The sequence below is a fragment of the Pseudomonas sp. LBUM1651 genome (assembly GCF_059716135.1).
This window is the reverse complement of the sequence record NZ_CP166805.1, coordinates 1,462,804-1,486,752: the sequence shown is the minus strand read 5'-3', so window position 1 is coordinate 1,486,752 and position 23,949 is coordinate 1,462,804. Positions and strand designations below refer to the sequence as shown.

General features: G+C 58.5%; 24 protein-coding genes, 4 tRNA genes and 2 pseudogenes. 16 read left to right on the top strand and 14 right to left on the bottom strand.

Annotation, left to right across the window (positions count from 1 at the left end):
* Nucleotides 1-4: 4 nt before the first annotated feature.
* Nucleotides 5-544 (bottom strand): hypothetical protein, encoded by a 540-nt coding sequence (locus ACA066_RS06910; RefSeq protein ID WP_497698622.1) that lies wholly within the window; start codon nt 542-544, stop codon nt 5-7.
* A 335-nt stretch (nt 545-879) separates the two neighbouring features.
* Between ACA066_RS06910 and ACA066_RS06905 the strand changes: the two genes are divergently transcribed.
* Both ACA066_RS06905 and ACA066_RS06900 read left to right on the top strand, forming a co-directional pair.
* Nucleotides 880-1,674, top strand: a complete 795-nt coding sequence (locus ACA066_RS06905) for a hypothetical protein (protein WP_497698621.1) — start codon at nt 880-882, stop codon at nt 1,672-1,674.
* A gap of 98 nt (nt 1,675-1,772) precedes the next feature.
* Complete coding sequence (locus tag ACA066_RS06900; protein WP_497698620.1) at nt 1,773-2,303, top strand: site-specific integrase; 531 nt, start codon at nt 1,773-1,775, stop codon at nt 2,301-2,303.
* A gap of 149 nt (nt 2,304-2,452) precedes the next feature.
* On the opposite strand, the gene ACA066_RS06895 is transcribed toward ACA066_RS06900, so the two are convergent.
* From ACA066_RS06895 to ACA066_RS06885, 3 genes and pseudogenes are all read right to left on the bottom strand, one after another.
* Nucleotides 2,453-3,031: a HAMP domain-containing protein gene (locus ACA066_RS06895; RefSeq protein ID WP_497699820.1), complete on the bottom strand. Its 579-nt coding sequence runs from the start codon at nt 3,029-3,031 to the stop codon at nt 2,453-2,455.
* A 15-nt stretch (nt 3,032-3,046) separates the two neighbouring features.
* A pseudogene (locus tag ACA066_RS06890) lies at nt 3,047-3,271 on the bottom strand (cache domain-containing protein); the annotation flags it as partial.
* A 151-nt stretch (nt 3,272-3,422) separates the two neighbouring features.
* Entirely contained in the window at nt 3,423-4,199 is a 777-nt protein-coding gene (locus ACA066_RS06885) for a DNA-binding transcriptional regulator (RefSeq protein ID WP_497698619.1), read from the bottom strand.
* Nucleotides 4,200-4,333: 134 nt separating this feature from the next.
* On the opposite strand from ACA066_RS06885, the gene ACA066_RS06880 reads away from it, so the two are divergent.
* The 8 genes from ACA066_RS06880 (at nt 4,334) to ACA066_RS06845 (ending at nt 13,285) form a co-directional block, all read left to right on the top strand.
* Complete coding sequence (locus ACA066_RS06880) at nt 4,334-5,992, top strand: bifunctional 3-(3-hydroxy-phenyl)propionate/3-hydroxycinnamic acid hydroxylase (protein ID WP_497698618.1); 1,659 nt, start codon at nt 4,334-4,336, stop codon at nt 5,990-5,992.
* 1 nt (nt 5,993) lies between these two features.
* On the top strand, nt 5,994-6,947 hold the full coding sequence (gene mhpB / locus ACA066_RS06875; protein WP_497698617.1) for a 3-carboxyethylcatechol 2,3-dioxygenase: 954 nt from the start codon (nt 5,994-5,996) through the stop codon (nt 6,945-6,947).
* Between the two features lie 17 nt (nt 6,948-6,964).
* Nucleotides 6,965-7,828, top strand: coding sequence for an alpha/beta fold hydrolase (locus ACA066_RS06870; protein ID WP_497698616.1), 864 nt, complete (start codon nt 6,965-6,967; stop codon nt 7,826-7,828).
* 14 nt (nt 7,829-7,842) lie between these two features.
* Complete coding sequence (mhpD, locus tag ACA066_RS06865; protein ID WP_497698615.1) at nt 7,843-8,649, top strand: 2-keto-4-pentenoate hydratase; 807 nt, start codon at nt 7,843-7,845, stop codon at nt 8,647-8,649.
* Between the two features lie 32 nt (nt 8,650-8,681).
* The gene (locus ACA066_RS06860; protein WP_497698614.1) at nt 8,682-9,617 is read left to right on the top strand and encodes an acetaldehyde dehydrogenase (acetylating); all 936 of its coding nucleotides are present in this window, start codon (nt 8,682-8,684) and stop codon (nt 9,615-9,617) included.
* A gap of 10 nt (nt 9,618-9,627) precedes the next feature.
* The gene (gene dmpG, locus ACA066_RS06855) at nt 9,628-10,647 is read left to right on the top strand and encodes a 4-hydroxy-2-oxovalerate aldolase (RefSeq protein WP_497398784.1); all 1,020 of its coding nucleotides are present in this window, start codon (nt 9,628-9,630) and stop codon (nt 10,645-10,647) included.
* A gap of 85 nt (nt 10,648-10,732) precedes the next feature.
* The gene (gene mhpT / locus ACA066_RS06850; protein WP_497698613.1) at nt 10,733-11,941 is read left to right on the top strand and encodes a 3-(3-hydroxy-phenyl)propionate transporter MhpT; all 1,209 of its coding nucleotides are present in this window, start codon (nt 10,733-10,735) and stop codon (nt 11,939-11,941) included.
* Nucleotides 11,942-12,013: 72 nt separating this feature from the next.
* Entirely contained in the window at nt 12,014-13,285 is a 1,272-nt protein-coding gene (locus ACA066_RS06845; protein ID WP_497698612.1) for an OprD family porin, read from the top strand.
* 216 nt (nt 13,286-13,501) lie between these two features.
* Here the strand turns inward: ACA066_RS06845 and ACA066_RS06840 are convergent.
* Both ACA066_RS06840 and ACA066_RS06835 read right to left on the bottom strand, forming a co-directional pair.
* Nucleotides 13,502-13,588, bottom strand: a pseudogene (locus ACA066_RS06840) (IS5/IS1182 family transposase); the annotation flags it as partial.
* A gap of 2 nt (nt 13,589-13,590) precedes the next feature.
* Complete coding sequence (locus tag ACA066_RS06835) at nt 13,591-14,820, bottom strand: nucleoside recognition domain-containing protein (protein ID WP_497698611.1); 1,230 nt, start codon at nt 14,818-14,820, stop codon at nt 13,591-13,593.
* A 117-nt stretch (nt 14,821-14,937) separates the two neighbouring features.
* Between ACA066_RS06835 and ACA066_RS06830 the strand changes: the two genes are divergently transcribed.
* Both ACA066_RS06830 and ACA066_RS06825 read left to right on the top strand, forming a co-directional pair.
* Nucleotides 14,938-15,291 (top strand): ATP-binding protein, encoded by a 354-nt coding sequence (locus ACA066_RS06830; protein WP_497698610.1) that lies wholly within the window; start codon nt 14,938-14,940, stop codon nt 15,289-15,291.
* The gene (locus tag ACA066_RS06825; protein ID WP_497698609.1) at nt 15,291-15,941 is read left to right on the top strand and encodes a response regulator transcription factor; all 651 of its coding nucleotides are present in this window, start codon (nt 15,291-15,293) and stop codon (nt 15,939-15,941) included. The genes ACA066_RS06830 and ACA066_RS06825 overlap by 1 nt, the downstream gene beginning before the upstream one ends.
* An 88-nt stretch (nt 15,942-16,029) precedes the next feature.
* On the opposite strand, the gene ACA066_RS06820 is transcribed toward ACA066_RS06825, so the two are convergent.
* Nucleotides 16,030-16,479 (bottom strand): PTS sugar transporter subunit IIA, encoded by a 450-nt coding sequence (locus ACA066_RS06820; protein ID WP_497698608.1) that lies wholly within the window; start codon nt 16,477-16,479, stop codon nt 16,030-16,032.
* 1,177 nt (nt 16,480-17,656) lie between these two features.
* Nucleotides 17,657-17,733, bottom strand: a tRNA-Arg gene (locus tag ACA066_RS06815).
* A 292-nt stretch (nt 17,734-18,025) separates the two neighbouring features.
* On the opposite strand from ACA066_RS06815, the gene ACA066_RS06810 reads away from it, so the two are divergent.
* From ACA066_RS06810 to ACA066_RS06800, 3 genes are all read left to right on the top strand, one after another.
* Nucleotides 18,026-18,259, top strand: a complete 234-nt coding sequence (locus ACA066_RS06810; RefSeq protein ID WP_497698607.1) for a hypothetical protein — start codon at nt 18,026-18,028, stop codon at nt 18,257-18,259.
* 23 nt (nt 18,260-18,282) lie between these two features.
* Nucleotides 18,283-18,462 (top strand): PA3371 family protein, encoded by a 180-nt coding sequence (locus ACA066_RS06805; protein ID WP_084322783.1) that lies wholly within the window; start codon nt 18,283-18,285, stop codon nt 18,460-18,462.
* A gap of 549 nt (nt 18,463-19,011) precedes the next feature.
* Nucleotides 19,012-19,338 carry an Arc family DNA-binding protein gene (locus ACA066_RS06800; protein WP_003178899.1) on the top strand — a complete coding sequence of 109 codons (327 nt, stop codon included), beginning with the start codon at nt 19,012-19,014 and terminating at the stop codon, nt 19,336-19,338.
* Between the two features lie 207 nt (nt 19,339-19,545).
* Here the strand turns inward: ACA066_RS06800 and mgtE are convergent, their stop codons facing one another.
* A complete protein-coding gene (gene mgtE / locus ACA066_RS06795; protein ID WP_497698606.1) occupies nt 19,546-20,988 on the bottom strand; it encodes a magnesium transporter in 1,443 nt (480 codons plus the stop codon).
* 319 nt (nt 20,989-21,307) lie between these two features.
* Here mgtE and ACA066_RS06790 point away from each other — a divergent pair, with 319 nt between their 5' ends.
* On the top strand, nt 21,308-21,826 hold the full coding sequence (locus tag ACA066_RS06790) for a cell envelope protein SmpA (protein WP_497698605.1): 519 nt from the start codon (nt 21,308-21,310) through the stop codon (nt 21,824-21,826).
* A 19-nt stretch (nt 21,827-21,845) separates the two neighbouring features.
* Here the strand turns inward: ACA066_RS06790 and ACA066_RS06785 are convergent.
* The 5 genes from ACA066_RS06785 to ACA066_RS06765 form a co-directional block, all read right to left on the bottom strand.
* Nucleotides 21,846-21,922, bottom strand: a tRNA-Arg gene (locus ACA066_RS06785).
* Between the two features lie 71 nt (nt 21,923-21,993).
* Nucleotides 21,994-22,070, bottom strand: a tRNA-Arg gene (locus ACA066_RS06780).
* A 108-nt stretch (nt 22,071-22,178) separates the two neighbouring features.
* Nucleotides 22,179-22,269 (bottom strand) — tRNA-Ser (locus ACA066_RS06775).
* Nucleotides 22,270-22,331: 62 nt separating this feature from the next.
* Nucleotides 22,332-22,520, bottom strand: a complete 189-nt coding sequence (gene csrA, locus ACA066_RS06770) for a carbon storage regulator CsrA (protein ID WP_003178872.1) — start codon at nt 22,518-22,520, stop codon at nt 22,332-22,334.
* 186 nt (nt 22,521-22,706) lie between these two features.
* Nucleotides 22,707-23,948 carry an aspartate kinase gene (locus ACA066_RS06765; RefSeq protein WP_031319071.1) on the bottom strand — a complete coding sequence of 414 codons (1,242 nt, stop codon included), beginning with the start codon at nt 23,946-23,948 and terminating at the stop codon, nt 22,707-22,709.
* Nucleotide 23,949 lies beyond the last annotated feature (1 nt).

The following is a 23,949-nucleotide window of genomic DNA, read 5'->3' as shown; positions in this document are numbered from 1 at the left end:
GCGTTCAGTTCAGATAGGCGCGCTGCACACAGGCGCGCCGGTCGATCGCCTGCCTGAGCCGTTCCTTGTGATCGGCCCAGACCGTGGGATCAACCTTGCTGGAGCGCATCAATACGAGCATGGCCTCCTTGGCGGCCAGATACTCCGACCAGGCATCGGCGGACCTGAGCTTCAAGCGCTCACGTTCGGTCATCTCCATCCGCCGCAACGCGATGACCGACTCATCGGTGATCACCGGCCCCAACGTCAGTTGCACCCGGTGCGGCGCGACGAACGCCTGAGTGTCCGCGACAATCTCCCTCGCCCGCTGAGTACCCCACTTCAGTGCTGCGCAGTAATGCTCACCGACGTTGCGCTCATGATGCTCCTCACAAATCGGCCAGCCATCAGCACCATAGACACCTAGAAAAACCTGGGTAACCCCTTCAACACTGATCCGCGCATGCACCTCGATCTGCACGCCATTGCCCAGCACCTCTTCGTGGGTGTGCAGAGGTAGTCGCGTGTTGGTCCATAACCAGAACTGGGCGCCTCTGCGTCGCATCGATTTCGCTCCCTGAGTGGTCTATGGAGTAAGGCACAGCAATGAGCGTCTTTCCAATGTTGGTCGTCGGGTGAGTGCCCATGAAAAAGCCCCGCCGGATGCAGGATCCTGGCGGGGCTTTTTTGACAGCCGAAGGGCTGGAATTTGATGGTGTCCCAGGGCAGGTTCGAACTGCCAACCTTCCCCTTAGGAGGCATATGCTTCGGTGAGTCAGCTTGATTCTGTTCGCTTCCTGAAACACCGCAAACATCTGTTTTTAAAGGGCCTATCTATTCTACTTGTGTCTTGAGGTTTCTCCTTGTAGCGTTCTGCATCACGAGAAGTGGGGACCAGAATTGGCCACCAATACAGCTGACAAAAGCGTGAACGATCAAAAGCTCAAGGGCATGCCGCTAGCATCCAAGTTGACGGAAAGCGTGCCTGGCCGTTCCCGAGGTAGCCTTTTGTTCAAGCGCAGCCAAAGTGGTGCGATCAGCGCCTACTTCCGCTATCGGCTCAACGCAAAGGACACGATGATCTCTCTGGGCCAGTATCGCTTGAGCGCCAGAGCGCCGGGACTGACGCTGTCTGAGCTACGCGACAAAGCGGCAGAGATGGCATTAATTGCTTCCGAGCACGGCGACGTTAAGGTGTACTTGGCGGCCAGAGCCGCCGCAGAGAAAACACAACGACAGGCCGTAGAGCTCGCGCAGCAGCTTGCGACCCGACAAGGTAGCTTCGAAGAACTACTAAATGAATATGTCAAAGATCTGACCGCTCGCGGCAAGGTCAAGGCAAAAGAAGTAGAGCGCCTATTTCAGACACACGTGATCCAGCACCACCCAGATCTGATGACGCGTCCAGCAAAGTCCATCACCGGCGAAGACATTCATTTAGTGATGAGCGCGCTACTCGCACGCAAGCCTAAAGGTCGAGGTATCGGGAACAAAGCAAAAACGGCCAATACTGACATGCGATCAACAGCTGCCAGCGTCCACCGATATCTAAAGGCTGCATTCAGCTATGGCGGGAAGGCACACCTCTCCTTGGATCGAGATGTAAGCGATTCGAAAGTTTTCGACATCGGGGTCAATCCAGCTACCAAGGTCCTACCCTTGCTAATACACGCGGCGGTCAGACTGAATCCCTGACGCCAGAAGAGTTTGGTGAGCTTTTACGTCACTTGGATACCCTGCCTCCCCGAGAGATGGCGATCTGCAAAGGTTTAATCTACCTGGGCGGCCAACGAATGGAGCAACTGCTCCGTGTGACCTGGGAGGATACGTCCGATGACCTTCTACATCTTACCGACGGAAAAGGGCAAAAGACTCAAGCATGGGATCACCTGCTACCCCTGACCGCCAGGATTAAAAAAATCCTGACGCCTTTGTTTGAGAGCAAAATCGGGCCCGGTCCGTTTTGTATTGGCCGGCGCTGTATTCGTCCGGATACAGCGGGCAAGCGATTCAGTGATGCTGGAAAAGCCTTGAGTGGGTCCGGTAAAACGCGATATTTCAGTTACGCGAACGTTCGGGTAAGTGCTGAAACGCTGATGGCTGCACTTGGAATTACGAAGGAAATCCGTAGCTGGCTTTTATCTCACGGACGCAACGATGTGCAATCGATTCACTACGATCGATACAGCTATCTACCAGAGAAAAAGGCTGCTCTGGAGTTATGGGGTAGATACCTAGACTGTTTGTATGCAGATAAAGAGTGGGATCAAGGCAAGGTTATTTTGCTCAGCCGAAAGCGGCCTCAGGAGCTCACAAAAAGCTGAAGCTGTGATTCGACTTGACCAACAGGCGCCGTAGTGACGACCGACAGAGAGCGGCCAATTGCTGCCTGCCACGAAGGGCCGCAATCCACAACCCAAAGCTGACGGTGGCGACAGGCAGAAATCGGCCAAAAGCAGACGGTCCCGAGTGCCTACTTAATCAGGGGCGATTTAGTCGATGTTCTGTAGCGGTTACTGTCCAGCACCAGCGCCTGAATCGCATCGACGGCCTGCGCAATGGTCGTGGATAACTGATCAATCTGATTCAAACTGCGATCGATACTGACCAAACCGCGCTCAGCCTGCTGCTCGGCACTGCGCACTTCATTGGAGGCGTGCTCAGCATTCCTGGCAACATCCTGCACGCTGTAGGCCACCTCATTGATTGCCGTGGCCACCATTTCCATTTGCTGGGATTGCTCGCCGCTTTGCTGCTGCGCCGTATTGGCGCTGTTGCTGAGGGAATGGGCGGCCTGCTCGAGTAGCTGCGCCACGCCCAGCAGCTCTGCAACGACGTGGCTCAGTTTGTCAGTGAACACGTTGAAGTGCCTAGCCAACGCACTTAGCTCGTCACGACCTCTGACCTGCAATTGAAGAGTCAGGTCGCCTTCGCCACTGGCGATATTGGCCATGGCTTCGACTGTTTGCCTGAGGGTGCGCGAAATGCTGCGTACGATCAGGCTGATAAAGGTAGCCAGCACCAGAGCGATGACTAACCCCAACAGCGCCATCTGCGTCAGGTTTTTGCGAAACTGCGCGTTGATATCATCGATGTACATGCCCGTGCCAAGCACCCCATCCCAGGGTTTGAACAGGGCGACGTAGGAAACCTTGTCCACTGCTGCGTCGTGACCCGGTTTTGGCCAGGTGTAGGCAAGCATTCCCAAGCCCTGCTCTCGGACGATGCGCATCATCTCTGAGCTAAACGCGAAGCCGTTGCTGTCCTTCAAGCCGCCGACATTCTGCCCTCCAACTTTGTGTTGACCGGATTAATGATCATGACCGGGCGCAGGTCCTGGATGAAAAAGTACTCCTAGTCGGCATAGCGTGCAGGCAACTGACTTTTACTACCCCAACACCGGTAAGCCTTACCCAGTGAGTGGCTTTCAGACGCAGGCAACATCAGCCCAATTGAGCCTGGATCTGTTTCACTACGCCCTGCATCGCCGGCAAGTAGCGACGAGCGGCTTCCTCAATGGGCATCGCTTTAGCGATGTACACCAGATTCAGGCAGCCCATCACCTGTTCCTCGTGCATGACCGGGATGGCAATGGCGGCGATCTTGCGTTCCAGGCCCCAGTGCGAATTGTTTTCGCCATACCCCTTGGCCAGGGTGTGCTCCACCAGCCGATCGACAAAACGACGATCCGCGGCCAGCACCGATTGTTCATCTTCGCGGCTGATCATCAATTCGATCAGCTCTTCCCGCTCGGCGGGTGGGCAGAACGCAAAGTACGCACGCCCGGTCGCGGTCATTAGCAAGGGCAGGCGCCGGCCAACCATGGAGCGGTGAAACGACAGGCGGCTGAAGCGATGAGTGGTCTCGCGAATGACCATGGCATCGCCGTCCAGCGTGCACAGGTCGGTGGGCCAGATGACTTCCTGCAACAACTCTCCGAGCAAGGGCGCGGCGAGGGAGGAAATCCATTGCTCATCGCGAAAACCTTCACTGAGTTCGCGCACTTTCAACGTCAGACGATAACTGTCATCCGACTCGCTACGCCGCACATAACCTTCAGCCTGCAAGGTCTCCAACAGCCTGCGCACGGTGGTGCGATGCAGCCCGCTCTGCTCAGCCAGTTGCGCGGTGCTGGCGCCGCCGTCGAAGCGGTTCAAGCCATTAATCAGTGCCAAACCTCGCATCAGGCCACGTACGGCTTTGTATTCGGTCTCGCTCATGGCTGGATCCTTTATCGTTGTAAATCAATCATGTGCACTCAGCGCACACCAACAAGAGTTGTCGTTGTCGACCAGCCTTGTGATTTCCATACTACGCCCAATAAGAAATCCAAAAGCGCTGTACGGAGATGACCATGAGTTCTGCACCCACTCCTTCCTCATTGGACCTGACCACCGATGTCGCGATTGTCGGCGCCGGCCCGGTTGGCCTGATGATCGCCAACTATCTGGGTCAATGTGGCGTGAACGTCACCTTGGTGGAAAAGCTCGAGAGCCTGATCGACTATCCCCGCGCCATCGGTCTGGACGACGAAAGCCTGCGTACTTTTCAAGCAGTCGGCTTGGCCGACAACGTGCTGCCGCACACCACGCCGTGGCACGCCATGCGCTTCCTGACTCCCAAGGGTCGCTGCTTTGCCGATATTCAGCCGAAAACCGACGAGTTCGGCTGGTCACGCCGCAACGCGTTCATTCAACCCTTGGCCGACCGTGTTTTGTTCGAAGGTCTGGCGCGTTTTGCCAACGTCAAGGTGTTATTCAGTCGCGAACTCGAAGGCTTCGAGCAAAGCGACAGTGGTGTGGCGCTCACCCTCAAAAATTCAGAGGGTCGCGGCGAACGCTTGCAGGCCAAGTACCTGATTGGCTGCGACGGCGGCAACAGCCTGGTGCGGCGCAGCCTGGACATCAGTTTCGAAGGCAAGACCGCACCCAATCAGTGGATCGTGGTCGACATTGCCAACGACCCGCTGGCCACGCCCCATGTTTATCTATGCTGTGACCCCGTGCGTCCTTACGTGTCCGCCGCCCTGCCCCATGGCGTGCGTCGATTCGAGTTCATGGTGATGCCCGGCGAAACAGAGGCAGAGCTGAGCAAGCCCGAGAACATGCGCAAGCTACTGGCCAAGGTGTTGCCGAACCCGGACCACATCGAGTTGATCCGCAGCCGCGTCTATACCCATAACGCTCGCCTGGCCGGTCGGTTCCGTCAGGGCCGGGTGCTGCTGGCGGGCGATGCCGCGCATATCATGCCGGTGTGGCAAGGCCAGGGGTACAACAGCGGCATGCGCGATGCCTCGAACCTGGCGTGGAAGCTGTCGCTGGTGATCAAGGGGCTGGCGGCCGACAGCCTGCTCGACAGCTACGAACAGGAGCGCCGCGACCACGCCAAGGCAATGATCAATCTTTCCGTGCTCGCCGGCCACGTGTTGGCACCGCCGAAACGCTGGCAAGGCACGCTGCGCGATGGCGTGTCGTGGCTGCTCAACTACCTGCCGCCGGTCAAACGCTACTTCGTGGAAATGCGCTTCAAACCGATGCCGCAATACACCCGGGGCGCCTTGATCGTGCCGAGTGAAAGGGGCTCGCCGGTAGGCAAGATGTTCATTCAGCCGAAGGTGTTGACTGACGCCGGCAACACTGTGTTGCTGGATGAAGTGATCGGCGAAAACTTTGCGATTATCGCCTGGGGCTGCGATCCGACCTGGGGCCTGACGCCGGCGCAAATTACGCAATGGAAAGCCCTGGGCACACGCTTTATTCAAGTGTTGCCGGATGTCCAGCTCAGAGCACCGAGTGATGCCGGCCCCGACGTGATCCGCGTCGGAGACAGCACCGGTCGTCTCAAGGAATGGTTCGCTCGCGGCACTTCGTCCATCGCCCTGGTGCGTCCAGACCGCTTCCTCGCCGGCCTGGCCATCCCCCAAACCGTTGACCATGCCTGCGATGAATTGGCCCGGGCGCTCAAAGTCCTGCCGCAACCGGCTGCGAAAGCTGTTGTCAGCAAGGTGGCTTGACATGAGCGCTTATTTGCACTGCTTGTCGCACACCCCCCTAGTGGGCTACGTCGATCCGACGCCCGACGTGCTGGCCGAGGTCGATGGGGTAATCGCTGATGCCCGTGAGCGCATCGCCCGCTTTGAGCCGGAGCTGATCGTGCTGTTCGGCCCCGACCACTACAACGGCTTTTTCTACGACGTGATGCCGGCCTTCTGCATCGGCATGGCGGCCCACGCCATCGGCGATTTCGATACGGCCGCCGGCCCGTTGGACGTGCCCAAAGCACTGGCCGAATCCTGCGCCCAGGCTGTGTTGGATGCCGGTGTCGACGCCGCTGTGTCTTATCGCATGCAGGTCGACCATGCGTTCGCCCAACCGCTGGAACTATTGCTGGGTGGCTTACAAGGCTGCCCGGTGATCCCGGTGTTCATCAACTCTGTCGCCGTGCCCCTGCCGGGCTTCAAGCGTGCCCGTTTGCTCGGTGAATCAATTGGCCAGTGGGCGCAGTCGCTGAACAAACGCGTGCTGTTCCTGGCTTCCGGAGGGTTGTCCCATCAACCTCCGGTGCCGGAACTGGCCAAAGTCGATGCGCGCATGGCCGATCGGCTGATGGGCAGCGGTCGCCAATTGCCGGCTAATGAGCGACAGGCGCGCCAGGAACGAGTCATCCAGGCTGCCCGGGACTTCGTTGAAGACCAACGCAGTCTGCACCCGCTTAATCCGGTTTGGGACCAGCAGTTTCTCGACACCCTTGAACAGGGCCGCCTGAGCGACCTCGATGCGCTGGGTAATGACGAGCTGTCGGCATTGGCCGGCAAGTCCACACATGAAGTGAAAACCTGGGTCGCCGCCTTCGCCGCCCTTAGTGCCTTCGGCCCGTATCAAACCGAAGGTCGCTATTACCGTCCGATTCCCGAGTGGATTGCAGGCTTCGGCGCCCTAGGCGCACAGCCGCTGAGCAACCATCATTGAATTCAAGGAACACTGCCATGACAGCCACTGCATTCACCGAAGCTTCCACCAGCCGCTTTGCCCGTATCAAGGAAGGCGACCTGGACCTGCAACTGCACTACAACGACGTTGGCGAAGGTGCCGAAACCGTGGTCATGCTGCACGGCTCCGGCCCGGGCGCCAGCGGCTGGGCCAACTTCCATCGCAATATCGAGCCGCTGCTGAATGCCGGTTACCGCGTGATCCTGATGGATTGCCCAGGCTGGAGCAAAAGCGACACGATCGTCAGCGAAGGCTCGCGCTCGAACCTCAATGCGCAAGCGCTCAAGGGCCTGCTCGATGTGCTGGATCTGGACCGCGTACACATCATCGGCAACTCGATGGGTGCCCACAGCACCGTCGCCTTCGCCCTGGAATATCCTGAGCGGATCGGCAAACTGATCCTGATGGGCGGCGGTACCGGCGGCCCAAGCGCGTTTGTTCCCCAACCCACTGAAGGCATCAAGCTGATCGGCGCGCTGTACCGCGAGCCGACCATCGAGAACCTGAAGAAGATGATGAACGTCTTCGTTTTCGATGCCAGTGGCCTGACCGACGAACTGTTCCAGACCCGCCTGGACAACATTCTGGCGCGCCGCGATCACCTGGAAAACTTCGTCAAGAGCAGCACTCTCAACCCCAAGCAATTTCCGGATTTCAGCCACCGCCTACACGAAATCACCGCCGACACCTTGCTCGTCTGGGGCCGCGAGGACCGCTTCGTGCCCATGGACACTGGCTTGCGCCTGCTGGCCGGCCTGCCCAAGGCGCAGCTGCACGTGTTCAACCGTTGCGGCCACTGGGCGCAGTGGGAACACGCCGAGAAGTTCAACCGCTTGGTCCTGGACTTCCTGACCCACTGATCACCGAGGCTGACATGAATCTGACTCAAGACACACTGCAACAGCTCGCCGCCGACCTGCGCCAGGCCGAAGCCCATGGCGAAGCCATCGGGCCGCTGCGCGAGCAGATCGGTGAAGACAACGCAGCAGCCGCGTACACCATCCAGCGCCTCAACGTCGACCACGGCGTGGCCAACGGGCGCCGCGTGATTGGGCGCAAGATCGGCCTGACCAACCCCAAGGTCCAAGCCCAATTGGGCGTGGACCAGCCAGACTTCGGCACGCTGTTCGCCGACATGTGCTACGGCGACAACGAAACCGTGCCCGTAGGTCGCGTATTGCAGCCCAAGATCGAGGCTGAAATCGCCTTGATCCTCGAACGTGATCTGCCCCGCGCCGACACCAGCTTTGCTGAAGTAATGGCGGCCACCGGCTGGGTGGTCCCGGCGCTGGAGATCGTTGGCAGCCGAGTACAGAACTGGAACATCCGCTTCGTCGATACCGTGGCGGACAACGCCTCCAGCGGCTGCTTTGTGCTGGGCAGTCCGGCCCGGCGCATCGACGGACTTGACCTGCGCCAAGCCAGCATGCGCATGACCCGCAACGGCGAAGAAGTGTCCAGCGGCAGTGGCGCCGAATGCCTCGGGCATCCGCTCAACGCGGCCGTCTGGCTGGCCCGGACCATGGCTCGCCTCGGCGATCCGCTGCGGGCGGGCGACATCATTCTGACCGGCGCACTCGGGCCGATGGTGGCGGTGGCCGGTGGTGATCGTTTCGAAGCTGAAATTGAAGGCATCGGCCGAGTCGGTGTGGACTTCACGGTAGACAGTAGCGCCGAGTGATCGGCGACTTGCGTGCACATGAGGCAATAACAATGAATAAACTCAAAGTCGCCATCATCGGTTCCGGCAACATCGGCACCGACCTGATGATCAAGATCCTGCGTAACGCCAAGCATTTGGAAATGGCGGTCATGGTCGGCATCGACCCGGCCTCCGACGGCCTGGCGCGCGCCCAGCGCATGGGCGTGGCCATCACCCATGAAGGCGTTGAAGGCCTGACCCGCATGGACGTGTTCAAGGACATCGACTTCGTCTTCGATGCCACCTCGGCCGGTGCCCACGTCAAGAACGACGCCTTCCTGCGCTCGATCAAACCCGGCATCCGCTTGATCGACCTGACCCCGGCAGCCATCGGTCCATATTGCGTGCCGGTGGTCAACCTGGAGCAGAACCTCAACCAGCTCAACGTCAACATGGTCACTTGTGGCGGCCAGGCAACCATCCCGATGGTCGCGGCCGTGTCGCGCGTGGCCAAGGTGCACTACGCCGAAATCGTCGCCTCGATTGCCAGCAAATCCGCTGGCCCTGGCACTCGGGCCAACATCGACGAGTTCACCGAAACCACCTCCAAAGCCATCGAAGTGATCGGCGGCGCAGCCAAGGGTAAGGCGATCATTGTGATGAACCCGGCCGAGCCACCACTGATGATGCGCGATACGGTGTTTGTGCTGTCCGAGGCGGCCGATCAGGCCCAAATCGAAGCGTCCATCCTGGAGATGGCGACCGCTGTGCAGGCCTACGTGCCCGGCTATCGTCTCAAGCAATGGGTGCAGTTCGACGTCATTCCCGAAGAGGCGCCGCTGCACATTCCGGGCCTGGGCACGTTCTCCGGGCTCAAGACCTCGGTGTTCCTCGAAGTCGAAGGCGCCGCCCATTACCTGCCGGCTTACGCCGGCAATCTCGACATCATGACCTCCGCTGCCTTGGCCACCGCCGAGCGCATGGCGCAGTCGATGCTGAACGCCTGAGGAGACTGACATGACTTTTAATCCTGGCAAAAAACTCTATATCTCCGACGTGACCCTGCGCGATGGCAGCCACGCAATTCGCCACCAGTATTCGATCCAGAATGTGCAGGACATCGCCCGCGCCCTGGACAAGGCCAAGGTCGACTCGATTGAGGTCGCCCATGGTGACGGCCTGCAAGGCTCGAGCTTCAACTACGGCTTCGCGGCGCACACCGATCTGGAATGGATCGAAGCGGCGGCCGATGTCATCAGCCACGCCAAAATCACCACGTTGCTGCTGCCCGGTATCGGCACGGTGCATGACCTGAAAGCGGCCTACAACGCCGGGGCCCGGGTGGTGCGCATCGCCACCCATTGCACCGAAGCCGATGTCTCGAAACAGCACATCGAATACGCCCGCGAGCTGGGTATGGATACCGTCGGTTTCCTGATGATGAGCCACATGATCCCGGCCGAGCAGTTGGCCGCTCAGGCGAAGTTGATGGAAAGCTATGGCGCCACCTGCGTGTACATGGCCGACTCCGGTGGCGCGATGAACATGCAGGACATCCGCGACCGTTTCCGCGCGTTCAAAGCCGTGCTCAAGCCGGAAACCGAAACCGGCATGCACGCGCACCACAACCTGAGCCTGGGCGTGGCCAACTCGATCACCGCGGTCGAGGAAGGCTGCGACCGCATCGACGCCAGCCTTGCCGGCATGGGCGCCGGGGCCGGCAATGCCCCGCTGGAAGTGTTCATCGCCGCCGCCGAACGCCTGGGCTGGAACCACGGCACCGACCTGTACACGCTGATGGACGCCGCTGACGACATCGTGCGCCCGTTGCAGGACCGGCCGGTGCGGGTCGACCGCGAAACCCTAGCGCTGGGTTATGCCGGGGTTTACTCAAGCTTCCTGCGCCACGCCGAAATCGCCGCTACCAAGTACGGCCTCAAGACCCTCGACATCCTCGTCGAGCTGGGCAAGCGCCGGATGGTCGGTGGTCAGGAAGACATGATCGTCGACGTGGCGCTGGATCTGCTCAAACGCTGAACCGTGCATCACCCCCGGCTGGTCGCCCACGCAGCGGCCGGACGGGTTTGCTTTGCCCACTACAACAATAAAACGGGTATTCCATATGACATCGCTAAACGTGATAACACCGTTACACATGGCGCGGACCATCGGTCTGTGTTTCCTCGTCGCCCTGATGGAAGGCCTGGATCTGCAAGCCTCGGGCATTGCAGCTCAAGGTATGGCGGCAGCTTTCCAACTGGACAAGCTACACATGGGCTGGGTCTTCAGCGCCGGGATTTTCGGCCTGCTGCCCGGAGCCTTCCTCGGCGGCATGCTCGCGGATCGCATCGGTCGCAAACGCGTGCTGATGGTGTCGGTGGCGCTGTTCGGGCTGTTCTCGCTGGTCACCGCCATGGCTTGGGACTTCAACAGCCTGTTGGTTGCCCGCTGCCTCACGGGCGTGGGCCTGGGCGCCGCGTTGCCTAACCTGATCGCCCTGAGCAGTGAAGTGGCGAGCCCGCGCCTGCGTGGCACAGCCGTTAGCCTGATGTATTGCGGCGTGCCGTTGGGTGCTGCGCTCGCAGCTACTATTGGCATCGCCGATCTGGCCGGTGGCTGGCAAGTGGTGTTCTATGTCGGCGGAGTGGTGCCGCTGTTGATTGTGCCGCTGTTGGCACTTTATCTGCCCGAGTCGGCACAGTTTCTCCAGCGCGGCCAGAACGTCGCTCCGGTCGGCGTGGTCCGGGGCCTGTTTCGTGAGGGCGCGGCAGTGCCGACCGCGATGATCTGGGTCAGCTACTTCTTCACGCTCATGGTGGTCTACATCCTGATCAATTGGCTGCCCAGCCTGTTGATCGGCCAGGGCTTCAGCGGTACCCAGGCCAGCTGGGTGATGCTGGCGCTGCAAATTGGCGCAGCGTCCGGCACCTTGCTGCTGGGCTGGGTCATGGACCGCTTGCCGGCCTGGGCGCTGTCGGCGCTGATCTATCTCGGCATTCTCGCTTCGCTGACCGCCCTGGGTCTGGCCAGTCAGCTGCAGAGCATGCTGGTGGCCGGGTTCGTTGCCGGCTTTTTCGCCACGGGCGGGCAATGCGTGCTGTATGCCCTGGCACCGCATTTCTATCGTCCGTCCGTGCGTGCGACAGGTGTCGGCTGCGCGGTCGCCATCGGCCGATTGGGCGCCATGAGCGGCCCGTTGGTGGCCGGCAAGATGCTCGCCTTGGGCACCGGCACCACCGGGGTGATGCTGGCCTCGGCACCGGGGATTGTCATAGCGGCGCTGGCGATGTTTTACCTGTCAGTGCGGCGCAACGGCTCGCAAGCCGACTGACTTTCTACCCGTTACACCCCGCGTCGCGATGGGCGCGGGCTTATTCCAACAACAATAAAAGTGAACACTGCCATGCTCAGGAATTCTCTTGGGGCGCTCAGCGCCTGCGCCTGCGTTTTATACCTTGGTCAGGCTTGCGCCAGCGGTTTTGTCGACGACAGTCACGCCGATCTGGTGATGCGCAACTATTACTTTGACCGCAATTACGTGAATGCCACGCCTCAGGCCGCCGCCCGCGAATGGGCGCAGGGCTTCATTCTCAATGTGCGTTCCGGTTTTACGGAAGGGCCGGTGGGGTTCGGCCTTGATGCTCAAGGTTTGCTGGGTGTGCGCCTGGATTCCTCACGCGCTCGCACCGGTACCGGCCTGCTACCGTTTAGCGCCACCACCCGTGAGCCGGCCGATGAATATTCGGAGCTGGGCCTGACGGCCAAAGTCAGGGCGTCGAAAAGCGAGCTGCAATTGGGCACCATCAGCACGTTCCTTCCGATCGCTTTCGCCAGCCCTACTCGCCTGCTGCCACAGACGTTTCGCGGCGCGTACCTCAAGTCCCAGGAAATCGACAAGCTGACCCTGCACGTCGGCTGGCTCGACCGCATCAACCTACGCGACTCCACCGACTACCAGAAAATGTCGGTGGCCTCGCCCAACGGGCGCTTCAACGGTGCGGCTGAGTCCGACCGCTTTTCCTTCCTCGGAGGCGACTACGCCTGGTCACCGCAACTGACGCTGAAGTACTACCACGCAGAACTCGCGGACCTGTACCGCAAGGACTTCTATGGCTTTGTCGACAATCGGCCGATGGGCCCCGGCAGCCTGAAAAGCGACTTCCGCCTGTTTGTCACGGGTGAGGACGGCGCGGCCAAAGCAGGCACAGTGGACAACCGCAACGCCGCCCTGATGCTGACGTACAGCCTGGGAGCCCACAAATTCGGCGCCGGCTACATGCAACTGAGCGGCAAGACAGGCATGCCGTACCTGTTAGGCACCGAGCCGTTGGTGATCACCGAGGGTTCCCTGAGCTCCGACTTTCTGAATCCCAAGGAGCGCAGCTGGCAGGTGCGCTATGACTACAACTTTGTCGCCCTGGGTTTGCCCGGACTCAATGGCGTGCTGCGCTACGTCAGCGGCGATAATATCGAGTTGCCCAAGTTGGGCGGCAGCAACCTGAAAGAAAGCGAAAAGGACATCGAACTGAACTATGTGCTTCAGGGCACGCCTCTCAAAGGCCTGGCCCTGCGGGTGCGCAACGCCTGGTACCGCAACGACTTCGGCGCCCAGGCCAGCCATCGGGATGACAATGAGCTGCGGGTGAATGTCGATTACACATGGAAGTTATGGTGAGTTCTGGCCGGTTCCCGGGTAAGGCGCCAATACTTGCATCACGAAGATGCGTGTACACCGTCACTGGATCAAGCCGCCTCCATATGCCAGATTCATGGTTTGCAGGTAGCGCCAAGCGCTTGCTGCGGGTCGATTTCGGCTCGTCGTGACCGGCAGAAATCGGCCAGAAGCTGACTTTGGGGTTTTGATGCCGACCGTCGGCTTTGGCCTTTTGTTGCAACGCTTGAGCGCCAGCATCGCCCCTTTGCGGTCGGTGACGTCGGCGGTAGTCACCGCAACAGCATGGGGTAATCCCTGGGTGTCCCTTAGCCGAAAAACCAATAGCACACCACAATCGAGGCCACCACCCCGACCAGATCCGCCAGCAGGGCGCAGCCCACGGCATGCCGGGCGCGCTGCAGGCCGACCGAGCCGAAATACACCGCCAGCACATAGAAGGTGGTCTCGGTGCTGCCCTGCATGGTCGCGGCGACCAGCGCCGGGAAGCTGTCGACGCCGTGGGTCTGCATAGTCTCGATCAACATGGCGCGCGCCGCGCTGCCGGAGAAGGGTTTGACCAGGCCGGTGGGCAGCGCCTCGACGAAGCGCGTATCCCAGCCCAGGCCCTCGACCAGCCAGCGGATTCCGTCGAGCGCCAGGTCCAGGGCACCGGAGGCGCGCAGTACACCCACGGCGCAGAGCATGGCGATCAGGTAGGGTAGGAGGTTTTTCGCCACCTCAAAACCTTCCTTGGCGCCCTCGATGAAGGTCTCGTAGACCGCCACCCGCTTCAACGCGCCCAGCAGTAGGAAGGTCAGGATCAGGCCGAACAGGGTCAGGTTGCCCAGCAGCGAGGAGAGCGCCGCCAGCGCGGTCGCTGAGAGCCCGGCGAGTATCGCCATAAATCCACCGAGCAGCAGCGCGCCCGCGCCGAACCAGGCCAGTAGCACCGGGTCCCAGAGTTTCAGGCGCTGCATCACGGCCACCGACAGCAGCCCGCTGAGGGTGGAGACGCTGTTGGCCAGCAGGATCGGCAGGAACACCATGGCCGGATCCGCCGCCCCTTGCTGGGTGCGGTACATAAAGATCGACACCGGCAGCAGGACGAAGGACGAGGCGTTCATCACCATGAACAGCACCTGGGCGTTGCTCGCCGCGATGTTGCTCGGGTTGAGTTCCTGCAAGGCCTTCATCGCCCGCAGGCCGATGGGCGTGGCGGCGTTGTCCAAGCCCAGGCCGTTGGCGGTGAAACTCAGGGTGATCAGGCCCAGGGCCGGGTGGCCACGCGGCACTTCCGGCATCAAGCGGGCGAACAGCGGGCTCAGCAGGCGCGCCAGCACATCGACCAGGCCGGCCTTCTCTGCGATTCGCAGGAAGCCGAGCCAGAGCGTCAGGGTGCCGAACAGCAGGACCATGACTTCGACCGACAGCTTGGCCATGGCGAACAGGCTTTCGACCATGGCGGCGAATACCGTCGGGTCATCCCCCAGCAACCAGCGCGAAAAGCCGGCAATCGCCGCCACCACGAAAAACCCCAACCACAAGCCGTTGAGCATAGTTATCCCCCGTTTTAATTGGCGGGATAATAGCGCGGCTTAGCTGGCCGGGGTGCGCTTATAAATCTGAGTGGCGGCTGGCTGGCCGGCACCGATCAGAGCCGTGGGCGGCGACCCATGATGAACGAGACGACAAACATCACCAGGGTGTTGTTGAACCTGGCCATGAATGCCGTGGACGCCATGCGCGATGTCGACCCCGATCGGCGTACGTTGGAATTACATGTCGAACACGGTCCACGCGACCAATTGCACTTCTCGATCTGCGACCAAGGCAGTGGCCTGGCCCAGGAGGATTGCGAGCGGGTCTTCGATGCCTTCTACACCACTAAACACGACGGCATGGGCATCGGGCTGGCCATCAGCCGCTCTATTATCGAAGCCCATGACGGCCGAATATGGGTCTGCGTCAACCCGCAGCTCGGTGCCACTTTCCACTTCACCTTGCCCTGCGGCTACAAGGAAAACTGATGACAGACGCTGTCGTTCTGGCCCCGGTCGAATCCATGGTTTATGTCGTCGACGACGACGTCTCGATACGCGCCTCACTGGAAGACCTGCTGGCTTCGGTCGGGCTGACCAGCATGACGTTCGGCTCCACTCGCGAATTCGTCGAGGCCCGACGTCCTGACGCACCTGGCTGCCTGATTCTGGATGTGCGCATGCCGGGCATGAGCGGGTTGGACTTTCAGGACGAAATGTTGCGTTCCGGGATCTTGCTGCCGGTGATATTCATCACTGCCCATGGCGACATCCCCATGTCGGTGAGGGCCATGAAAGCCGGCGCTCTAGAGTTTTTGACGAAGCCGTTTCGCGAGCAGGACCTGCTCGACGCCATTGCACGGGGCCTGCGCAATGACCGCGAAAGGCGTGAGGCGGCCGCGGCTCTGACTGATTTGCAGGGTCGTCATGCCAGCCTCTCCGAAGGGGAGCGTGATGTCATGAATCTGGTGGTCACCGGGCTATTGAATAAACAGATCGCCGCAAGGCTGGGCGTCAGCGAAGTCACGGTGAAAGTACGGCGGGGCGCCTTGATGCGTAAGATGAAAGCCGACTCCTTAGCTGAACTGGTCAAATTGTCCGAACGTCTTAAGGAGGGTGGTCGCCAGAAACTTTTTTAAGCGGCAATAGGAAAAAAGAACGGAAAGGCCTTATTCTCCACCGACTCATGATCTCTTGAGCCTCAAGTAGCGAGGGCTTTATGCTCATTCAACTACGATCAAAAAGATTCTTGATTTCCTGTTCATTCTCACATCGATCAAGCTCTTCGCGAAACTTATCATCGGAGAACAAACGTGCGATTTCTGCAAGCAGATCGAGATGAAGAGGAGCTGCAGGGGCGGGCACGAGAAGCACAACAATATCGGAAACAGGCTTTCTATCGGGAGCATTGAAAGCCATAAGGCCCTTTGGCCGTAGATACAGTGCATGAATCGAATCAAGTTCACTCAGCCTCGCATGAGGTACCGCAACTCCCTCCCCTATGCCGGTGCTGCCCGCCTGCTCCCGTCGTAAAAGACTGGTCGTAACGCAGTTCCGAGGCAGTTTATGTGTCTGTTCCATATGCTGCCCAACAAGTTCAAACAATCCTGTTTTATTAGGTACATCTACTCCGAGCAGGATGTCATTAACAGAGAGGTGTTCAGCGAGCTTAACCATTTACGTATCTCCCACTTAATAATTTCCACCGCCTTGTAACACAAAAAAACTATCTACTGTCAAGTAACGATCTTGTAACAACGCCTCACATCGCGCCAGATATATTGATTACTTCAGTTTAGCGGATTATAAAAACGTATAAGCTATTATTTCGTGTCTTTTCTTACCCTTGGATTTTCATAATAGAACTAAGTAACCTGATTTTTAGGGGCGCTCTGAAAAAGACTTCCCGCTTCCGGTGAAATACCCGCCTGACACGAACCCGAGTCCGCGGTTAGAAAGGAAGAGTGTAGATCGGGTAACCCCCAGCCGCTATGTGCTGATCGTCTGCTAGTGGCCATTTCTGCCTGTCACCACCAGCACCTATGGGCAGTTCTCTGCCGGTCATGGCTACGAAGCGTGCTGATCAATCCGATGCATTCGGTGGTCAGATCGAACGCAAATTACTGGTCAGCTCGAATGCAAACGGGTGGTCTAGCGGAGTGCAATTTCACAGCCTAACGAACACAGTCCGGCCTCTGCGTAGGCACACTCCATCAGTTCGCGCACCCGCTCTTTTGCCGCGAGATCAGCGGCACCTACGCTCAGGCAATGGTGCCTTTGTTGCACGAAGGGCCGCTTCGACAAATTCTGTTGAAAAGTCACCTTAGCGACCTTCCTGACTCATCGTGGTCCTGTGAAGCGGCCTTGCGGCCGCTGCTACGGCAGGCGGGTATCAAGTTTCGGCGATTGGTATGGCTGCTTCTGGCCGATCACTCCCAGTCTCCCACCGTCAGCTTAGGGTCGATCTCTGCCGGTCATGGCCACGAAGCGTGCTGGCTAGATGGAATGCAAATGGATGGGCAAGTCTGTGCAATTGACTAGCGGTCGCGCCGTTGTGTCCGCTGGACGCTTCAGAGTTCGACTTCAGCCAGACCGATCAGCTGCTGCAAGGCGCCTATCAATCGACCCAAACGTGGTTTGAAGGAGCCGAGTTGATCCGCAACGGGGTCCAGGGTTCGTTGCAAGCTCACACCCATCATACTGGTTGATGGGTAATCTTCGCCCCGAAAGTGATTGGAATAAAAAGCCCCGCCCGAGCATGGCCCGGCGGGGCTTTCTTTTGCCTGCTGCTGCCACCCTGCTGTCACAGCTAAACCGATCTATCAGGGAAAAGTCTTGAGAGGCCCGAATTATATGGTGTCCCAGGGCAGGTTCGAACTGCCAACCTTCCCCTTAGGAGGGGGATGCTCTATCCAATTGAGCTACTGAGACACAAGTCGCCCGCGAGAAAACGCGGTGCGATGGACGGCGTGCATGTTAACGGGCGGGTCTGCGTTTGTCATGTCGTCCTTAGCGCTTTTTAAGTGTAGGCAGGCGCCCCTCGACAGCGAGGGATTTGTTTACCGTGCAAATTGCATCACCGCAAAAAGCCGTCATTGCAAATTGCAATGCAGGCAGCTCTCAGGAATATCCTAGCTTGTTGTTTTTAAAGGATTTAATAAGCGTTAGACTCTTGGCACGTCGGCTGCTTCAGGTGTTCTCAAGAACAACGGAGGCCAGCCTCATGAACAGCGCCCTTTTACTCTCGAACGCAATCGCTCTGGCGGTCTTGCTGGGTTTTCACTTTTCCCCCGAGAGCGGCGCCGAGCCAGTCGCCCAACGCATGCCCCATTACCTTCAAGTACAGAGGGCGCCGCAATTGGCGGTGTTGAGTGATCAGCACGGCTTTGTCAGTCAGGAAGTGAGCCAGGAAAATATCCTGCTGCCGGCGCCGTCTTCAGAACGCCTGGTATTTTGAACAACCCCCATCAGGAGCACAGCATGTCCAAATCGGCCGCAGGATTTTTCATCCTTGCCCTACTGAGCGGCATTCTTCATTTGTCACTGGTCCAGGACTCAGTTGTCACCCTGCCCCTGATTGCCTGCGGTGTTTTCAGCGCACTGTTCGTGCTGGCGCTGGTCGCTGGCCGCAAGATCAAGTTTGACCCGGTCTTGCGCTGACGCGCAGCAGATTCAACAGATGGGCAGCACAGCGCGAAGCCGCCTTCGTAATCATCCGCCGCACCACTTCGCAGCATTTAGCCGGAAGACGCTTTCGAGCCACCTCAATGAGACTGTCCTGCCGGACCCGGAGGGCTCCTCAAGTAAACCAGTCTGCCATCCATCCTGAAATAGCCCCCATGACGTGGTTGCCACTAGTAAATCGGCCATTTGCCACTATTCTGTACAAGGTAAGGAATCGTGATCGACTCCGCATGGCATGTACCTTCAGGTGTCTTCGGACATTACCTGTAGAGGACAGGACGCGGCCAGCGATACGGACTGGGCAAAGTTTTCAAAACCAGTCCGCATTTCTGAAAATTGGTGCTGGCATAACGCCGGTATCCAGTTCAATATTTGTCACAGAATTGACGCCAATGAACTGGCTAAGTTGAGGCATGATGCGAGCCTCTATCAATTCAGGTTGAACATTTGGCCAGAGTCCTTGTCCTATCAGACATCGTGCGGCCAATCCCGAGAACCGCTCCCCTGAACTAACCGGTTAAATATATGCGCCCATTGAAACAGGCAATTTATTCCAGCCGTACGGCTGACAAGTTCGTCGTACGTCTGCCAGACGGAATGCGTGAACGCATTGCCGAGGTGGCTCGCAATCATCATCGCAGCATGAACTCCGAAATCATTGCGCGCCTTGAGCAGAGTCTTATTCAGGAAGGCGCACTGGGCGAAGAGTTGAGCATGCGCCTGGACAGCCCGGAGCTGTCACTGCACGAACGCGAACTGCTGCAACGCTTCCGCCAACTTTCCCATCGCCAGCAAAACGCACTTGTTTCGCTGATTGCCCATGACGCCGAAATGGCCGCAGACGCCTCCTGATTCATCCGAAAGCTCAAGCCAGCCTGATTGCTGGCTTTTTTTTGCCTGAAATCCAGGCAAAAAAAACCCGCCAATTGGCGGGTTAGTTATATCTGTAGGAGCCAGGCTTGCCGGCGAAGGCGATTTCAAGGATGCCTTCGCCGGCAAGCCTGGCTCCTACAGAGGCGGTTTTTACCAGCCGATTAGCGGGTTTAAGGTCACCGGAAATCAGAGCAGGAAGATGGTTGCCAGTCCCAGGAAGATGAAGAAACCTCCGCTGTCGGTCATGGCGGTGATCATCACACTGGCGCCCATCGCCGGATCGCGTCCGAGGCGCGCCAGGGTCATGGGAATCAACACCCCCATCAACGCCGCCAGCAACAGGTTAAGCGTCATGGCGGCGGTCATCACCACACCAAGCGACCAACTGCCGTACAGCATGTAGGCGACAACACCAATCACGCCGCCCCACACCAGGCCATTGATCAGGCCTACGGCCAACTCCTTGCGCATCAGGCGTGACGTGTTGCCGGTGCTCACCTGGTCCAGCGCCATGGCGCGAACGATCATGGTGATGGTCTGGTTACCCGAGTTGCCACCGATACCCGCTACGATCGGCATCAATGCCGCCAGCGCCACCAGCTTCTCGATCGAACCTTCGAACAAACCGATCACGCGGGAGGCAATGAACGCGGTGATCAGGTTGACCGCCAGCCAGGCCCAGCGGTTACGCAGGGATTTCCAGACCGACGCGAAAATATCTTCTTCTTCACGCAGACCCGCCATGTTGAGAACTTCGTTTTCGCTCTCTTCACGAATCAGGTCGACCATTTCATCGATGGTCAGACGGCCGATCAGCTTGCCGTTTTTGTCGACCACGGGCGCCGAGATCAAGTCGTAACGTTCGAACGCCTGTGCGGCATCGTAGGCATCTTCGTCCGGGTGAAAACTCACCGGATCGCTGGCCATGACTTCCGAAACTTGTTTTTCCGGGTCGTTGACCAACAGACGCTTGATCGGCAACACGCCCTTGAGCACGCCGTCGTAATCGACCACAAACAGTTTGTCCGTGTGGCCTGGCAGCTCTTTGAGGCGACGCAGGTAGCGCAAGACCACTTCGAGACTGACATCCTCACGGATCGTCACCATCTCGAAGTCCATCAGCGCACCGACCTGCTCCTCGTCATAGGACAACGCGGAGCGAACGCGCTCACGCTGTTGACCATCGAGGGTTTCCATCAGCTCATGGACGACGTCGCGCGGCAGCTCGGAAGCCAGGTCAGCGAGTTCGTCGGCATCCATGTCCTTGGCCGCCGCCAGAAGCTCATGATCGTCCATGTCGGCGATCAGGGTTTCACGCACCGAGTCGGAGACTTCGAGCAGGATGTCGCCGTCGCGATCAGCCTTGACCAATTGCCAGAGCGTCAGACGATCGTCCAGCGGCAAGGCTTCAAGGATATAGGCGACGTCGGCGGAGTGCAGGTCATCGAGCTTGCGTTGCAGCTCGACGAGGTTTTGCCGGTGAACCAGGTTCTCGACCCGGTCGTGATGCGGGCCTTCCTGGCGATGAGTCAGGTCTTCGACCACCCGCTGACGCTGCAACAGCTCAACGACTTGAGCGAGGCGGTCCTGCAGGCTTTCTTGCGTTTTCTTTACTTCAACTTCGGACATAGGCGAACTCCACTCCCAGCAGCGGGGCACGCCGGAAGGATCAATCAGTCAATTCATGATTGGAAAAACGGTTTACTGAGTTACTACTGGGTAAGTCCATGGAGGTATTCCACAAGCCCCGGCGGGGCTGACGGGCGCAATGATACACCGCCCGACGGTTTTAAACGTTAAAAAATCTTGGCTGAAACAAGCGCTTGCGAGACAAACCTGAGCGCCATCCTGATCCATGAAAATCCGACGACTCATTCTGAAAAGAAAACACACCAGCGCTGCAAATGTAACGGCTACCCTAGAGTCAGACCGTCATGGAGGACGTTTGATGCTATTGAATGCACAGTATTTTTTGCTGATCGCCCTGCTCTGCCTACCGCTAGAGGCATTTTCCACCACCGTTCACCGCTGCGAGGCAGCCAACGGCCGCATTAGCTTCACCACATTGAGCTGTGAGGCCGGTGACAGCCTTTCGCTCCAGGATGTGCGCACCTTCACACCCGGCAGCACGGTAGCCCTTATGCCGGAAGCGGACACGCGCGAAACATCAGGTATGAAAATCAAAAGAAGGGAGCCGACGATCGTCGGCCAGACCGAGGATAAATGCGGGAACGTGATCAACGCGCGGGAGCGACGGGAAGCGATCATCAATCAACGGGTGGTTGCCGGCATGAGTCAGCAGGATGTCGAAAGCGCACTCGGCAAGCCTGACAAGATCACGGTGCGCAATTCGACCACAAGCTACCGTTACGACACCAAGCGGGGTCGCAGTGCTCACGTCGACTTCGATGAGAAAGGATGTACCAAGGGAAAAGCCAAAACCCAGACGGCAAAAAGCCCGCGTTAAACGCGGGCTTTTTGGTGTTTGGTGCACTCGACAGGATTCGAACCTGTGACCGCTCGGTTCGTAGCCGAGTACTCTATCCAGCTGAGCTACGAGTGCATTTGTGGTTTTATACCAGATCACAACTGGTTGAAGCCAAGCTATTCACATCACTGCAAACAACTCTTAAATGGTGCACTCGACAGGATTCGAACCTGTGACCGCTCGGTTCGTAGCCGAGTACTCTATCCAGCTGAGCTACGAGTGCATTTGTTGCCGCGCATTATAGGCCGTCGAATCTTTTTGTAAAGCGCTTTTTTCTAGTAATTTCAACAACTTACCGAAGAAGCCAGATTACAACGTACTACGCAAATAATGGCGGAGAACGGGGGATTCGAACCCCCGACACCCTTTTGAGGTGTACTCCCTTAGCAGGGGAGCGCCTTCGGCCACTCGGCCAGCTCTCCGCAACACGGGGCGTATATTAACCAGCTTCTTCCCCGTTTGCAAACATAAAAAACGATAAAAATTAATGGCTTGGTTCGTCGTCCTTCTCTTTCTTGATCCGCAAGTAGATTTCCTCACGGTGAACAGCAACCTCTTTAGGCGCATTAACGCCAATACGCACTTGATTTCCTTTGACGCCGAGCACGGTCACGGTGATTTCGCCATCACCAATAATCAGGCTTTCTGCGCACCGACGAGTCAGAATCAGCATACCTTTCTCCTCACGCATTTCATTTCAGGAACAACAGTCTGCAAAAAAAAGGCATTCGACCTACAACCGGAACGATCGCAACCCTACATGCCTGAGTATTGACTAGCGCGAGCAAAAGAACAGCTCTAGGTCGCACCATTCAAAAAAACAAAGGGCGCGGTCAGACCGCGCCCTTCGGCAAACGCATTACTCGCCTTGGCGAGCTGGTGCGTCCAGTTCGAAAGCTGTGTGCAGAGCGCGCACAGCCAGTTCCAGGTACTTCTCTTCGATCACAACGGAGACTTTGATTTCCGACGTCGAGATCATCTGGATGTTGATGCTTTCTTTCGCCAGGGATTCGAACATGCGGCTGGCCACGCCTGCGTGGGAGCGCATGCCGACACCGACGATCGAGACCTTGGCGATCTTGATGTCGCCAACGACTTCACGGGCACCGATCTCGCGAGCGGTGTTTTCCAGCACGGTTTGCGCGGCCTGGAAGTCATTGCGGTGCACCGTGAAGGTGAAGTCGGTGGTGTTATCGTGCGCAACGTTCTGCACGATCATGTCGACTTCGATGTTCGCGGCGCTGATCGGGCCGAGAATCTTGAATGCAACGCCCGGGGTGTCTGGCACGCCACGGATGGTCAGCTTGGCTTCATCGCGATTGAAAGCGATGCCGGAAATGATCGGCTGTTCCATGGTTTCCTCTTCATCAATAGTAATGAGGGTGCCCGGACCCTCCTTGAAGCTGTGCAGTACGCGCAGCGGAACGTTGTACTTGCCGGCGAACTCGACCGCACGGATCTGCAACACCTTGGAACCGAGGCTGGCCATTTCCAGCATCTCTTCGAAGGTGATCTTGTCCAGGCGCTGAGCCACGGACACCACACGCGGGTCGGTGGTGTAAACGCCGTCGACATCGGTGTAGATCTGGCATTCGTCAGCCTTCAAGGCCGCCGCCAGCGCCACGCCGGTGGTGTCGGAACCGCCACGACCGAGGGTGGTGATGTTGCCGTGCTCGTCGACGCCCTGGAAACCGGCGACAACCACCACGCGACCTGCTTTCAGATCACCGCGAATCTTCTGGTCATCAATCTGCAAGATACGCGCTTTATTGTGCGCGCTGTCCGTCAGAATCCGCACCTGGTTGCCGGTGTAGGACACCGCTGGCACACCGCGCTTGATCAGCGCCATGGCCAGCAGGGCAATCGTCACCTGCTCACCGGTGGAGACGATCACGTCCAGCTCACGCGGAACCGGTTGGCCGTCGCCACTGATTTGCTTGGCCAGATCGATCAGACGGTTGGTTTCGCCGCTCATTGCAGACAGCACAACCACCAGGTCATCGCCGGCATCGCGGAATTTCTTAACCTTGTCGGCGACCTGCTCGATTCTCTCGACAGTGCCGACCGAGGTGCCTCCAAATTTCTGTACGATCAAAGCCATT